This is a genomic window from Nocardia mexicana NBRC 108244 (genome assembly GCF_001613165.1).
GTDB classification, from domain to species: domain Bacteria; phylum Actinomycetota; class Actinomycetes; order Mycobacteriales; family Mycobacteriaceae; genus Nocardia; species Nocardia mexicana.
Genome location: NZ_BDBV01000085.1, coordinates 1 through 14,224, shown reverse-complemented (window position 1 = coordinate 14,224; position 14,224 = coordinate 1). Strand labels below are relative to the sequence as shown.

11 protein-coding genes and 1 pseudogene are annotated in these 14,224 nt (G+C 66.8%); all 12 read right to left on the bottom strand.

Annotated elements, in window-relative coordinates; translation table 11 throughout:
• Window positions 1-2,884, bottom strand: a 2,884-nt coding sequence (gene rpoB / locus NM1_RS31065) for a DNA-directed RNA polymerase subunit beta (protein ID WP_068028025.1), incomplete at its 3' end; no start/stop codon positions are given.
• A gap of 469 nt (window positions 2,885-3,353) precedes the next feature.
• Window positions 3,354-3,815, bottom strand: coding sequence for a hypothetical protein (locus NM1_RS44260; protein WP_114699525.1), 462 nt, complete (start codon window positions 3,813-3,815; stop codon window positions 3,354-3,356).
• A 348-nt stretch (window positions 3,816-4,163) separates the two neighbouring features.
• The gene (locus NM1_RS31055; protein WP_084520207.1) at window positions 4,164-4,853 is read right to left on the bottom strand and encodes a hypothetical protein; all 690 of its coding nucleotides are present in this window, start codon (window positions 4,851-4,853) and stop codon (window positions 4,164-4,166) included.
• A 63-nt stretch (window positions 4,854-4,916) separates the two neighbouring features.
• On the bottom strand, window positions 4,917-6,158 hold the full coding sequence (locus tag NM1_RS31050) for an MCE family protein (protein ID WP_068028015.1): 1,242 nt from the start codon (window positions 6,156-6,158) through the stop codon (window positions 4,917-4,919).
• A complete protein-coding gene (locus NM1_RS31045; RefSeq protein WP_084520206.1) occupies window positions 6,155-7,405 on the bottom strand; it encodes an MCE family protein in 1,251 nt (416 codons plus the stop codon). The genes NM1_RS31050 and NM1_RS31045 overlap by 4 nt, the downstream gene beginning before the upstream one ends.
• Window positions 7,402-8,649 carry an MCE family protein gene (locus NM1_RS31040; protein ID WP_068028037.1) on the bottom strand — a complete coding sequence of 416 codons (1,248 nt, stop codon included), beginning with the start codon at window positions 8,647-8,649 and terminating at the stop codon, window positions 7,402-7,404. The genes NM1_RS31045 and NM1_RS31040 overlap by 4 nt, the downstream gene beginning before the upstream one ends.
• Window positions 8,650-8,654: 5 nt before the next feature.
• A complete protein-coding gene (locus NM1_RS31035; protein WP_174556937.1) occupies window positions 8,655-9,665 on the bottom strand; it encodes an MCE family protein in 1,011 nt (336 codons plus the stop codon).
• Complete coding sequence (locus NM1_RS31030; RefSeq protein WP_068028014.1) at window positions 9,665-10,753, bottom strand: MCE family protein; 1,089 nt, start codon at window positions 10,751-10,753, stop codon at window positions 9,665-9,667. Before NM1_RS31030 ends, NM1_RS31035 begins: the two co-directional genes overlap by 1 nt.
• On the bottom strand, window positions 10,750-12,096 hold the full coding sequence (locus NM1_RS31025; RefSeq protein ID WP_068028028.1) for an MCE family protein: 1,347 nt from the start codon (window positions 12,094-12,096) through the stop codon (window positions 10,750-10,752). The genes NM1_RS31030 and NM1_RS31025 overlap by 4 nt, the downstream gene beginning before the upstream one ends.
• Window positions 12,093-12,899 carry an MlaE family ABC transporter permease gene (locus NM1_RS31020; RefSeq protein ID WP_373864080.1) on the bottom strand — a complete coding sequence of 269 codons (807 nt, stop codon included), beginning with the start codon at window positions 12,897-12,899 and terminating at the stop codon, window positions 12,093-12,095. The genes NM1_RS31025 and NM1_RS31020 overlap by 4 nt, the downstream gene beginning before the upstream one ends.
• Window positions 12,900-12,961: 62 nt before the next feature.
• Window positions 12,962-13,756, bottom strand: coding sequence for an MlaE family ABC transporter permease (locus NM1_RS31015; protein ID WP_068028008.1), 795 nt, complete (start codon window positions 13,754-13,756; stop codon window positions 12,962-12,964).
• Between the two features lie 11 nt (window positions 13,757-13,767).
• Window positions 13,768-14,224: pseudogene (locus NM1_RS31010) on the bottom strand (ABC transporter ATP-binding protein); the annotation flags it as partial.

Genomic DNA, 14,224 nt, shown 5'->3' with positions numbered 1-14,224 from the left:
CACCGTCGAACACCGGGGTGGCGATGTTGGTGTCGGCCTCCTGGCCCCACATCTCCTCCGGCAGGTTCTTCGCCCAGTCCGGATTGCCCTCGACCTTCCAGCCCGCCTTGGCGACCCAGCCGAGATGCGTCTCCAGAATCTGGCCGATATTCATACGACGGGGCACACCGTGGGTGTTCAGGATGATGTCGACCGGGGTGCCGTCGGGCATGAACGGCATGTCCTCCTTGGGGAGGATCTTGCCGATGACGCCCTTGTTGCCGTGGCGACCGGCGAGCTTGTCGCCGTCCTGGATCTTGCGCTTCTGCGCCACGTAGACACGGACCAGCTCGTTGACGCCCGGGGGCAGATCGTCGTCGTCCTCGCGGGAGAACACGCGGATGCCGATGACCTTGCCGGACTCGCCGTGCGGCACCTTCAGCGAGGTGTCGCGGACCTCGCGCGCCTTCTCACCGAAGATCGCCCGCAGCAGCCGCTCCTCCGGCGTCAGCTCGGTCTCACCCTTCGGGGTGACCTTGCCGACCAGGATGTCGCCGTCGCGGACCTCCGCACCGATGCGCACGATGCCGCGCTCGTCGAGATCGGCGAGGACCTCGTCGGAGACGTTCGGGATGTCCCGGGTGATCTCCTCGGCACCGAGCTTGGTGTCGCGAGCGTCGATCTCGTGCTCCTCGATGTGGATCGAGGTGAGCACGTCCTCCTCCACGAGGCGCTGCGACAGGATGATCGCGTCCTCGTAGTTGTGGCCCTCCCACGGCATGACCGCCACGAGCAGGTTCTTGCCCAGCGCCATCTCACCGTTGTCGGTGGACGGGCCGTCGGCCAGCACCTGCCCGACCTCGACCCGCTGACCCTCGTCCACGATCGGACGCTGGTTGGCGCAGGTGCCCTGGTTGGAACGCGAGAACTTGCGCATGCGGTAGCTGCGGCGGGTGCCGTCGTCGTGCATGACGGTGATGTAGTCGGCCGAAACCTCCTCCACCACACCGGCTTTCTCGTTCACGACCATATCGCCGGCGTCGACCGCGGCGCGCAGCTCCATACCGGTGCCGACCAGCGGCGACTCGGCGCGGATCAGCGGCACGGCCTGCTTCTGCATGTTCGCACCCATGAGGGCGCGGTTGGCGTCGTCGTGCTCGAGGAACGGGATCATGGCCGTCGCGGCCGACACCATCTGGCGCGGCGAGACGTCCATGTAGTCGACCTCGTTCGGGAAGACGAACTCCATCTCCTCGTTGCCGCGGCGCGCGAGCACCCGGTCATCGATGAAGTTGCCGTCGTCGTCGATCGGCGAGTTCGCCTGGGCGCGGACGTGGCGGTCCTCCTCGTCGGCCGTCAGGTAGACGACCTCGTCGGTGACCCGGCCGTTCGCGACCTTGCGGTACGGCGTCTCGATGAAGCCGAACGGGTTCACCCGCGCGAACACCGACAGCGTGCCGATCAGGCCGATGTTCGGGCCTTCCGGCGTCTCGATCGGGCACATGCGGCCGTAGTGCGACGGGTGCACGTCGCGGACCTCCAGGCCCGCGCGCTCACGCGACAGACCACCCGGGCCCAGCGCCGACAGGCGGCGCTTGTGGGTCAGGCCCGACAGCGGGTTGTTCTGGTCGAGGAACTGCGACAGCTGCGAGGTGCCGAAGAACTCCTTGATCGCGGCCACGACGGGGCGGATGTTGATCAGGGTCTGCGGCGTGATGGCCTCGACGTCCTGGGTCGTCATGCGCTCGCGCACGACGCGCTCCATGCGGGACAGGCCGACCCGGATCTGGTTCTGGATCAGCTCGCCGACGGTGCGCAGGCGACGGTTGCCGAAGTGGTCGATGTCGTCCACCTCGACCCCGACCTCGACGCCGCCCGGAGCCGTCATGACCCGGTCGCCCTGGTGCAGGCGCACCAGGTACTCGATGGTCGCGACGATGTCCTCGCGGGTCAGCACCGAACCGGTGACCGGCTCGCCGGCGTTCAGGCCCAGCTTCTTGTTGACCTTGTAGCGACCCACGCGGGCCAGGTCGTAGCGCTTCTCCTTGAAGAACAGGTTCTCCAGCAGGGTCTGCGCCGACTCCTTCGTCGGCGGCTCACCCGGACGCAGCTTGCGGTAGATGTCGAGCAGCGCCTCGTCCTGGCCGGCGGTGTTGTCCTTCTCCAGGGTGGACATCATGATCTCGGAGAAGCCGAAGCGCTCGGCGATCTCCTCGGTCGTCATGCCCAGCGCCTTCAGCAGCACGGTGACCGGCTGGCGGCGCTTGCGGTCGATGCGCACACCCACGGTGTCGCGCTTGTCGACGTCGAACTCCAGCCACGCGCCCCGGCTCGGGATCACGCGGACGCTGTGCAGCAGCTTCTCCGTGCCCTTGTCGATGGACTCGTCGAAGTACACACCGGGCGAGCGGACCAGCTGCGAGACCACGACGCGCTCGGTGCCGTTGATGATGAACGTGCCCTTGTCGGTCATCATCGGGAAATCACCCATGAAGACCGTCTGAGACTTGATCTCACCGGTGTTGTTGTTGATGAACTCCGCGGTCACGAACAGCGGCGCCGCGTAGGTCATGTCCTTGTCCTTGCACTCCTCGATGGAGGCCTTGACCTCTTCGAAGCGCGGGTCGGAGAAGGACAGAGACATCGAACCCGAGAAATCCTCGATCGGCGAGAGCTCCTCGAGCACCTCCTCGAGGCCACCGACGGGGGTGACGTCGCCGCGGGCACCGGCCCGTTCCCGCCAATCCGGTGCGCCGACCAGCCAATCGAACGATTCGGTTTGTAGATCGAGAAGATCCGGAACCTCCAAGGGTTCGCGGATCTTCGCGAAAGACACCCGCTTCGGGGCTCCGGGGATACCGGCCTTGGTCTGGGTGGAGACTGCCAAGATGCGTCCTTCCAGCACCTCACGCGGGCCGCGGTAGTGCCTGTACGTACGAGGCACCACAACGACCGTCGCTTGTCTTTGCTACGAATTCCGCTGGTCGCACCCCGAACGAAACCCGAACAGCAAAAGACGGAAGTAACACCAGGACGGTGGAACTTTCGTTGTGCGATCAAGGTATGGACAGGAGGCAGCCAGCGCAACGTCCAAAACTACACCCCTACAGAGAGGGTGTCAAAGTACCATCCGAACCGTGTTTCGGACGGCTGGCGCGCCGGACCCGTTTCCCGCTGGCTGCGTTCGGGCCTTCGGCGGCGAATCCACCCGGGCCCCAAGCCCTGTGACAGCTGCCGCTGTTGTGAATAGCGTGACGGGTCGGACGAAACTCGTCAAGTGTGGAGAGGGGCAAATCCGCTGCTGGTCCCGCTGCGAGATCGCCTGCAGCCCTGGTGAATCACCCGCTGAGCTGTACCGATTGCCAGTCGTTTGCTCAGCGGTCGGAGATTTCGGCGGCCAGCCAGTCGCCGTTGATCTTCTCCATGTGCAGCACGATCGGACCCGACGCGCTCTCCTGCGGAACGTTGTTCTTGGTGGAGCTCACCGTCAGGTTCACCAGCAACTCAGCCCGATCGGCGGTGAGCAACGTCACACCGATCGGGTCCGCGGTCGCCTGCGCGGTCGACTGCGCCTGCTGCACCGCCGAGACGGTGGTGTCGGCGAATTTGTCGAAGTCGGTGAGCATCTTGCCGGTGACGACCTTGTGCACGGCGTCCTTGTATCCGCCGATGCTCTTCGCGTCGTAGGAGTAGACGGTCTTGAGCGCGTGATCGGCCGCGGCCGACACCTCCTGGGTGGCCTTGGTGTCCACGAACGCCTCGTTGCCGTCGGCCACCCCCGGCCGGAAGGCCGCGATCGCCGCGAAGGCGGTGAGCACCGCGGCCGCCACGACCATGCCCGCGGCGAGACCCCACGACGAGCGATTCCGGCCTAAAGCGTGCCGGAAATAAGTAGTCGCGGTGGACCCTGCCGATGAAGTATCAGCCGCGGACCGGGAAGAACCACCGGCTGCGGACCGGGAAGAACCACCGGTCGCGGACGGGGAGGAAGTATCGGCGCCGGGGCGGGACGAGGTATCGGCGGACCGGGGCGTGGCGCCGCGCGTCCGCCCCGGCCGGGCGGTGGTGGAGCGCTTGCGGGAGGTGCGCTCGGCAGGCTCGGAGGGCTTCGGAGTGCTCTCCGACGGCTTCATGCGCGGCGAGATCTTGTTGACGGGTCGGCGCGAGTTCATGGCGAATACCTCCTACGATCCGGGCTGGCCCTGCGGCGCGGACGGCGCCGGCGCATCACCGGCGGGAGGCGCGGGGGTATCTCCGGGGGCGGGCTGACCTGGGGCGGGCTGTCCGGGGGCGCCCGCGAGATCGGGCGCGTTCAGCGGGACCATCTGCCCCAGCGAATTCGCCTGCTCGGTCTTCCAGGTGTCGCCGGCCTCGGCCATGTCCAGCGTCCAGGTGGCCCGGAACGACTGCGCCGGCACATTCGGCGCGGTCTGGGTCAGCTGCAGCACCACGATCGCGGTGGCCTTGTCGCGCTCGCTGTTGAGCGAGCTCAGCGAGGCGCCGACGACCTTGGCGTCGATCTTGGTCTTGGAGTTCTCGGCGGCCTGCTTGATGCGGTCGCGGTTCTGGTCGAGCTGCGTGAGCATATCGCCGGTCATCGACGACTTCATCAGATCGATCGAGCCGTCGACGTTGTCGGGATTCATCGACGACAGGTTGATCGCGGCCTGCCGCGCCGCATCCAGCGCGGTATCGCGGGCATCCGCGCGCGGACCGTCGGTGAACCAGGCCGCACGCGCCCAGCCGATCCCGAACCAGGCGGTCGCGACCACGGCGACGACCAGCCACACGGCCGCGACGGCGGTGACCACCGTCCGGACGGTCGAGGACTCCTGCGCAGGTTGCGACGGTTGGTCGGTCAGATCAGAACTCACAGCGACACCCTAGCGTCGTCGTTTTCCCCGACTCATCTGCCCTGTTCGGAGCCACACTCGTGGTCACCGCTTCGGAGTCACTCCGATGAGCGGAGCCAACTGCGAGGCAACCGGGTTCAGGTTCAGCTTGTCGGGGTCGGTCTTGGGCGTGGCATCCCACGGCTGCGGGATGCTCGGATCGGCCAGGTCGGCGCGTTCGCCGCCGCGCACGGCGGTCGGATTCCCGAACGGCACAGTGCATTTCGCGTCCGTGTTGAACGGGAAATCGTCGCGGTTGTCGTCGAAGTTCGGGTTCTGCGCCTTCATTTCCTCGAGGATCCGCTGGGTGCCCTCGTAGCCGACGGTGCAGGCGGGCGGATTGTTGGTCTCGAGCACCAGCCCGAAGTGGCTGGTGTTGTCGCCGGGCGCGGTGGCCGAGCCGCCGATCGACAGCAGCGGCAGCATCTGCACCAGCGGAGCCAGCGCGTAGTACTTCGGCGAGACGGCCAGCAGCAGCGACCGCAGGTTGCCCAGGTCCCTGGTGAGCGGCTCGGCGGTCTGCGTCAGCAGGTCCCCGATCGACTGACCCGCGTCGGTACCCGTGCCGATCAGGCGGCGGATGTCGGGATCGTTGGCGCGCAGCTGGACCGACAGCTTGTCCAGGCCGTCGCTGAAGCGGCGGATGGACGGCGACTGCTCCGCCTGGGTGCCCAGCACGGTCTGCGCGTCGCGGATCAGGTCCACGGTCTGCGGCAGCGCCTCCACGCCGGTCTGGCTGAACTTGTTCAGCGAGTCGACCAGGATGCGCAGGTTGTCGCCCTGGCCGTCGAAGGCCTTGCCCAGCTCGGTCACGGTGGTGGACAGCGCCTGCAGATCCGTGGTGCTGGCGAAGCTGTTGACGCTGGCCAGCAGCTCCTCCACCCGGATCGGCACCTCGGCGCCGTCGATCACCGAACCGTCCTTCAGATACGGACCGCCGGAGGTGGTGGGCACCAGATCGACGTACTGCTCGCCGATGGCGGATCGGTTGGCCACCACGGCCTTCGCGGTCTGCGGCACCTTGGGCTTGCCCGAGTCCATCTCGAGGTTGACGACGACGCCGTCGGGGGTGATGTCCTGCGTGCCCACGCGCCCGACCGGCACGCCGCGATAGGTGACCTCGGCGCCCTTGGACAGGTTGCCGGTCTCCTTCATCGTCACCCGCACCTGATACTGGCCGATGCCCAGCATGTGGTCGAGCTTGACGTACTTCGCGCCGACGAAGACGACGCCGAGCACCGCGATCAGCCCGAAGGCGATCAGCTGGTAGCGCACCAACTTACTCATCGCGGCTTCACTCCCAACTGCTCCAGGATCGAGCCGATCGGATCGCCCGGGCGACCCGTGGCCGGAGCGACCACGGTCGGCGGCAGCGGCAGCAGGGAAACCGTCGGCCAGCCCGGTCGCGGTCCGTTGCCGTTGTAGTACGGGTTGCTCGGGTTCACCGGCACCGCCGGCCCGTACCTCGGCGGGACGTACACCGGATCCGGCTTGCCCACACCGAGATTCGACAGCGTGGTGCCGATCTGCAAGTCCACCGACAGCCAGGTGTTGACCGAGCCGCCGATCGCGGAATGGATCGCCTCGTCCGGGAACGGGTAGGTCGGGATGAGCGGGAACGCGGTCACCAGATCCGGCGCCGAGCGGCCCAGCTCCTGCAGCGTCGGCTGCAGGGCCTGCAGGTCGCGGATCAGGTTGTCCTTGGACTTGTCGAGCACGGCGAATCCTGCCTGGCCGACCCGGTCCAGCTGCTGCAGCAGCCCGATCAGCTGCGGGCGCTGCTCGTCGAGAACCTTGATGCCCGCGGGCAGTTCGTCGAGGATCTTGCCGATCTGCTCGGTCTGCTGGCCGACCCGGGTCGACAGCGTGCCGAGACTGTCCAGCGCCCGCTGGATGTCGTCGACCTGCTGGTTCAGTCCATCGATGAGAGTGTTGGCCTGTTCCAGCAGCGAGCGCGCCTTGTCCTCGCGACCGCCCAGCGCCTTGTTCAGCTCCACCACGATCGGCTGCAGCTGCGCCACACCGCCGCCGTTGAGCAGCAGCGACAGCGCGCCGAGCACCTGCTCGACCTCGGTGGCGTGCCGGGTCCGGTCCACCGGGATGACCGACCCGTCCTTCAGCTTCGCGGTCTCCGGATCCTGTTTGGGCGCGGACAGTTCCACGAACTTCTCGCCCAGCAGATTCGATTGCTTCACCTCGGCGTGCGCGTTGGCGGGCAGCTGCACCGACGAATTGACCAGGGTGCGCACGCTCGCGGTCCAGCCGTCGGGCGCCATCTCGATCTTGTCGACCCGGCCCACGGCGACGCCGTCCACCTTCACCGCCGACTGCGGCACCAGGTCCAGCACGTCGTCGAAGTGCACGTCGATGTGCATCGGATGCTCACCGACATCGGCGCCACCGGGCAGCGGAACGCTGTAGATGCCGTCGGAGGAGCAGGAGGTGACGAGCGCGGCGGAAAGTCCGAGGACTGTGGCCGCGACGAATCCGCGCACACCTCCCCGCCGGAACGACAGGGGCAGGATCTTCCTCATCGCTGCCCACCTTCCTGCTGCGAGGGCGGCTGCTGATCGGACGGCGTGCCCGGCACCGTTCCCGGGACGGGGGCGCGCTGCTGGTTCTCGCCGCTGAGGATGCCGAACGGGAGGATCAGCGAGGGTGTCACCACACCCTCCTTGACCTGATCGGTGATCGTCTTGCACTGATCCAGGATCGGGCGCAGCTGGCGGCTGATCGCATCGAATTTCGGGTCCCCGGGCCGCAATTGGCCGAGGTCGAGCATCTTGCAGACGACGCCGAACGGGTTCTGCAGGTCGGTGAAGTTGGCCCGCATGTCGAGCGTGCCGGACTCGCCGTTGTGCACGTTGATCAGGTTGCTCAGCGCCGTCGGCAGCACCGGCAGCAGGTTGGCGACGTCCTGACGCTGATCGGCCAGGGTCTGGGTGAGCGTGGTGAGCGCCTCGGCGTTCTGCGCCACCAGATCCCGGTTGTCGTCGATGAACCGGGCCACGTCGCCCAGCCCGATCGACAGCAGGTTCAGCGCCTGGCCGAGATTCTGGCGTTCATCGGCGAGGAATCCGGCCAGATCCGCCAGCTGCGCGTTGAATTGCCGCACCTGCTGGTCGTTCTCGGCGAGGGTGCGCACGAAGACCTGCAGGTTCTTGATGGTGTCGAAGATGTCCCCGCGCGCATCGGACAGGTAGCGCGCCGCGTGCGAGAGCTGCGCCAGGCTGTTCTGCAGCGCCTCGCCGTTGCCCGCGAAGTTGGCCGCACCCGTGCGCACCAGCTCGTTCAGGGCGCCGTCCTTGTTGGCGCCGTTGGGACCCAGCGCAGTCGAGAGCTGGGAGATCGACTTGTACAGCCGGTCGACCTCCACCGGAGTCGCGGTGCGCTCCTTCGGGATGGTCGCGGTGCGCGGCATCTTCGGCCCGCCCTTGTAGACCGGGGTGAGCTGGATGTAGCGGTCCGACACCACCGACGGCGTGATCTGGGCGGCCTTCGCATCGGCCGGGATGTCGTACTCGCGGTCCACGGACATGGTGACCTTCACCTGGTCACCGATCGGTTCCACGGAATCCACCTTGCCGACCGGCACACCGATGATGCGCACGTCCGAGCCCTGGTAGATGCCAATCGACTTGTCGAAGTACGCGGTGATCTTGGTGGTGTTGTAGTTGTCGAACAACCACCACAGCACACCGGCCAGCACGACCACCACGGCCATACCACCGGCCACGAGCATCTTGGTGCCACGCCCGGACTCCCGGAAGGCATTCATCCCCATCAGTTGCCTCCCAGGTTCCGGATCGGCGGGCGGTCGCCCGGGATCTCCGGCAGCGCCGGCGGCATCAGGTTGACGATCACCGCGTCGAACCAGCGGCCGGTGCCCAGCACGTTGGCGTACAGCCCGTAGAACGGCGCCGCGAGCGTCAGCGTCTTGGAGATGTTCTGCTGATTGTCGTTCAGCATGTCGATGGACTTCTTCAGGTTCGTCAGCGCCGGGCCGATCTGCTCCTCGTTGTCGTGGACCAGCGCGGTCAGCTCGGCGGCCACGGTCTTGGCGCCCGTCAGCAGCTGCGAGATCGCCTGCTGGCGCACGTTCAGCTCGGCCAGCAGCTGGCCGCCGTTGGCGAGCAGCCGCTCGAATTCGGCATTGCGGTCGGCGAGCACCTTGGTGGTCTTGTTGGTCGCCGCGAACAGCTTCTTGAGCTCCTCGTCGCGCTTGGCCAGCGTCTCCGAGAGCCTGCCGATGCCGTCGATGGAGCCCCGGATCTCCGGCGGCGTTCCGGAGAACGCCTCCGACAGCACCCGCATGCTGGTGGCCAGCTGCGCGGTGTCGGTCTGTTCGATATCCGCGGCGGCGTCGCTGAACGCCTCCACCACGTCGTAGGGAGAGACGGTGCGCGACAACGGAATCGGAGTGCCGGGATCGGCGGGACCGCTGCCCTTCGGATCCAGCGCCAGATACTTCTGGCCGAGCAGCGTCTTGATCTGGATCGACGCGGTGGTCGCATCCCCGACCCAGGCGTCCTTGGTGCGGAAGTCCACCACGGCCTTGTCGCCGTCGAGGTACACGTCCGACACCGTGCCGACCTTGACGCCCGCGATGCGGACCTCGTTGCCCTTCTTCAGCCCGGCCGCCTCGGAGAACTCCGCGGAGTAGTGGGTGCCGGCGCCGATGATCGGCAGCCGGTCCAGGAAGAACACCGACACGGTGATCAGCAGCACCAGGAACAGGCCCAGCCCGCCCATGAACGCCGGGCTGCGCTTGCCCATCAGTTGACGGTCGTCCATCAGCGGCCACCCTTCCCGTGACAACGCGGGGCCGGGTTGGTGTACATCGGCTGGTTCACCGTCGGCAGATCCGCGATGGCGGGCGGAATGTTCAGCTGCGGCGCGTCCTTGGTGCCCGGTCCGGCGACTATGTCGATGCCGCACAGATAGAACTGGAACCAGGAGCCGTAGCTGGCGGCGCGGCCCAGCTTCTCCATCTTGATCGGCAGATTGGTCAGCGCCTCGTTGACCTCCGGCGAACGATCGTTGAGAGTGCCGGTCAGCTGGTTCAATCCGGCGATCGAACCCTGCAGCGTCGGCCGGACGGGCACCAGCAGATCGGCCGTGGCCGAGGCCAGGTCGCCCAGCGACTGCACCGCGGACCCGATGGTGCCGCGCTCGGCGTTGAGGCCGGTGATCAGCGCCTCGGTGTTGACGATCAGCTCGTTGAGCTGGCCGTCGCGCGAATTCACCGAATCCAGCACGGCATTGAGGTTCTTCACGATCTCACCGATCACCGCATCCTTGTCGGCGATCTTGTTGGTCAGACCGGCGGTGTTCGACACCAGCTCCTTGATGGTCCCCGATTCACCCTGGAACACCTGGATGATCTCGTAGGACAGCTTGTTCACGTCGTCGGCGGTGAGCGTCTGGAACAGCGGGCGGAACCCGTTGAACAGCGTGGTCAGGTTCAGCGCGGGCGTGGTGCGGTCGAGCGGAATGGTGCCGCCCTTGTTCAGCTTCCGGCCCTGCTGCCCCGTGCCCTGCTCCAGCGCGATGTAGCGCTGGCCGACCAGGTTGCGGTAGCGGATGGTGGCGGTGGTGGAGGCCGGGAGCCAATCCCGGTCGGTCAGCTCGAATTTCACCTCGGCCTGATTGCGGTCGATCACCGCCACCTTGGTCACCTTGCCGACCCGGACGCCCGCGATGCGCACCTCGTCACCCGGGTTCAGCGACGTCACATCGGTGAACCGGGCCTTGAACGCGGTGCCGCCGCCGGAGTAGTTGGCGATCGTGAGCCCCAGCACCGCGGTCGCGAGCAGCGTCACCACGATGAAGACGACGAGTTTGGTCAGCGGGCCGCCGAGGCCGCGTAAACGACCACTCATTTCACGCTCACCTCACTTCCACGCATGGCCGGAGCGCCGATCCGGGTCACCCAGCCCGGTACCTGGTCCGGCGAAACACCGTTGGCCGCACCATAGATCGCGCCCAGGGTCTGCTGTTCCGCCGGGGAACCCACCGATGTCGCGGGCTGCGCGCCGTACACCGAGAACTGGGCGGGCGGCAGCTGTCCGATATTCGGGTCGCCCGGATTCCGGGTCGGCGGCTGGTAGGAGCCGTCGTTGCCGGAGCCGGTCGGGTACTGCCCGGAATCCACACCGTTCGGGAACTCGGGGAAGCACACCGGCGGACGCTGGTCCAGCCAGCGCGGTTCATCCTGGTTGGGCAGGTACCTGCCGCGGGTGTTGGTCAGCAGGATCGACACCCGCGAACCCGGCATATCCGTGTCCTTGCCGAAGATCTGGTCGATGCGCGGCTTGAGCTGAGCGAAGTTCTTCATCGTGCACGGGAAGGTGGGCGAGTAGGTGCCCAGCAGTTCCAGCGCGGTGCGCGAGTCGGCGGCGACATCGATGATGTTGTCGTGGTTGGCGATCAGGAAGTCGGCCGTCTGCGCCGAGGTGGGCGTCAGCACCGAGTACAGCGTGTCGATCTGCGACCGCTTCTGCACGATCGTGGCGTTGAGCGTGCGCAGATTGTCGAAGGTGTCGACCAGCTGCGGCAGCGCGTCCGAATAGGTGTCGGCCACGGTCGCGAACTGGCGGATGTCCTCCTGCAGCGTCGGCATCACGCCGTTCAGATCCCGGAAGATGGTGTCCAGCCGGTCGATGGTGTGGCCGAGCTCCTCGCCCTGCCCGCCGAGCGCCTGCGACAGCGCGCCGAGGGTGGAGGCCAGGTACTGCGGCGGGATCGCCTGCAGCAGCGGCAGCACCTTGTCGAGCAGCTGGCTGACCTCGACAGCATTGCCGCTCGCGTCCTGCTGCAGGGTCATGCCCGCCTGCAGCGGCTGCCCGCTCGGCTGCTCGGGCCACACCAGTTCGACGTAGCGCTCACCGAACAGCGTCTTCGGCAGCAGCCGCGCGGTCACGTTGGAGGGGATCTCCTCGGCCTTGTCCGGGCTCAGCGCCAGGTGCAACGTCACCTTGCCGCCGGTGGACTCGCTGGAGCGGACCTCGCCGACGGTGACGCCGCGGACCTTCACATCCGCGTTGCGCGTCAACGCGTTTCCGACGGTGTCGGTGATCAGGTCGACCTTCGTCGTCTTCACCCACACCTTGTTGTAGGCGGCGACGGTGGTCGCCAGGAACACCGCCATCAACACGAAGAACAGCACGCCGAGCGTCCGCACGCGCAACTTCTCCGTGGAGCGCCAGAACTGCACCCCGTTCATCCGGCCACCCGCACCGTCGTCGTCGTTCCCCAAATAGCCAGGCTGAGGAAGAAATCGAGAATGTTGATGAGCACGATCGACGCGCGCACCGCGCGCCCCACCGCCACGCCGACTCCGGCCGGTCCGCCGGTGGCGGTGAATCCGTAGTAGCAGTGGATCAGGATGATCACGAACGCGAAGACCAGCACCTTGAGGAACGAATACAACACGTCCTCAGGTGGTAGGAACAGGCTGAAATAGTGGTCGTAGGACCCGGTCGATTGCCCGTTGAACCACACACTGATCTGCCGTGACGCCAGGAACGTGCCCAGCAGGCCGACGATGTAGAGCGGGATCACCGCGGTGAATCCCGCGATCACGCGCGTGGTGACCAGGAACGGCACGCCCGGCACCGCCATCACCTCGAGCGCGTCGATCTCCTCCGAGATCCGCATCGCGCCCAGCTGAGCGGTGAAACCACAGCCGACCGTCGCCGACAACGCCAGCGCCGCCACCAGCGGGGCCAGCTCGCGGGTGTTGATATAGCCGGTGAGGAAGCCGGTCAGCACGCCGCTGCCCAGCGCGTCGAGGGCCTTGAAGCCCTGCAGTCCGACGACCACACCCACCGAGGCCGACATCATGACGACCACGCCGATGGTGCCGCCGATCACCGCCAGGGCGCCGGAACCGAAGGTGACCTCGGCCAGCAGCCGCATGACCTCCTTGCGGTAATGCACCGCGGTGCGCGGGATCCACGCAATCGCCTTGGAGTAGAACGACATCTGGTCGCCGGCGCGATCGATGACGTTGACCGGGGCACGCATGGCCCTGCCGACCCGGCGCATCTGCTTGGCGAAAGCCGGGGAACGCTGTGACACCACCATGATCAGGAGCCCTTGGCGGGGACGACCTGCAGGTACACCAACGTCAAGATGAGATTGACGAAGAAGAGCACCAGGAAGGTGATCACCACGGACTGGTTCACCGCGTCACCCACTCCTTTCGGCCCCCCTTTCGGATGCAAACCCTTGTAGGCGGCGATCACTCCCGCGATCAGGCCGAAGATGGCCGCCTTGATCTCGCCGATCCACAGGTCGGGCAGCTGGGCCAGCGCGGAGAACGAGGCCAGATAGGAGCCCGGGGTTCCGCCCTGCAGCAGCACGTTGAAACCGTAACCGCCGCAGATGCCCACGACCGACACCAGGCCGTTGAGCAACAGCGCGACCAGGATCATGCCCAGCACCCGCGGCACCACCAGGCGCTGCACCGGGTCGATGCCGAGCACCTCCATCGCGTCGATCTCCTCGCGGATGGTCCGCGAGCCGAGATCGGCGGCCACGGCCGATCCCGCCGCACCGGCGATGATCAACGCGGTGACGACGGGCGCGGCCTGCTGGACGGTAGCCAGCACACTGGTTGCGCCGGTGAACGACTCGGCGCCGAGCTGCTTGATGAGTGAACCGGTCTGCAACGCCACGACGGCACCGAACGGGATTGCCACCAGGGCGGCGGGCAGCACCGAGACACTCGCGATGAACCACGACTGCTCGACGAACTCACGCCACTGGAACGGCCGCTGAAAAGTCTTGCGCGCCACGCTGATGAGCAGCGCAAAGATATTCCCGGCCTGTGCAAAACCCGACTCGACCGGGGTGCGCAGCCGCGTCAGGGTTTGATTCACGGTGGCGTATGTTACCCGTTGGTTGGGTTGTGACGCACGGTGGTGTCGTACGCGCCGCCCTGATATTCCGGCGGGTTGCCGGTGTAGGCGGGCAGAACTTGTGTATCGCCGTTCTCTTCCATGGATTCACGGATCGCGACCTGGGCCGCGTGCGGCAGGGTGTGCATGATCTCGCGGACCCGGCGACGGCGGCGCTCCACGGCTTGGCGCACGGGCATGCCGGGGTTGACCTTCACCTGCGGCGGGATGCCCTGGATCTCGTCGATCCCGTTGTCGTAGTGGCCGGCGTCGGCGAGCGCCTGCTCGCGCGCCATCTGCGCCTCGTCCTTCTCCTCGGTCATGCCGATCGGGCCGACCATGCGGCCGTTCAGGAACTGCTTGACCACCGGCTCCTCCGACGTCAGCAGCACCTCGCGCGGGCCGAACATGACCAGCTGGCGACGGAACAGCATGCCGATGTTGTCGGGG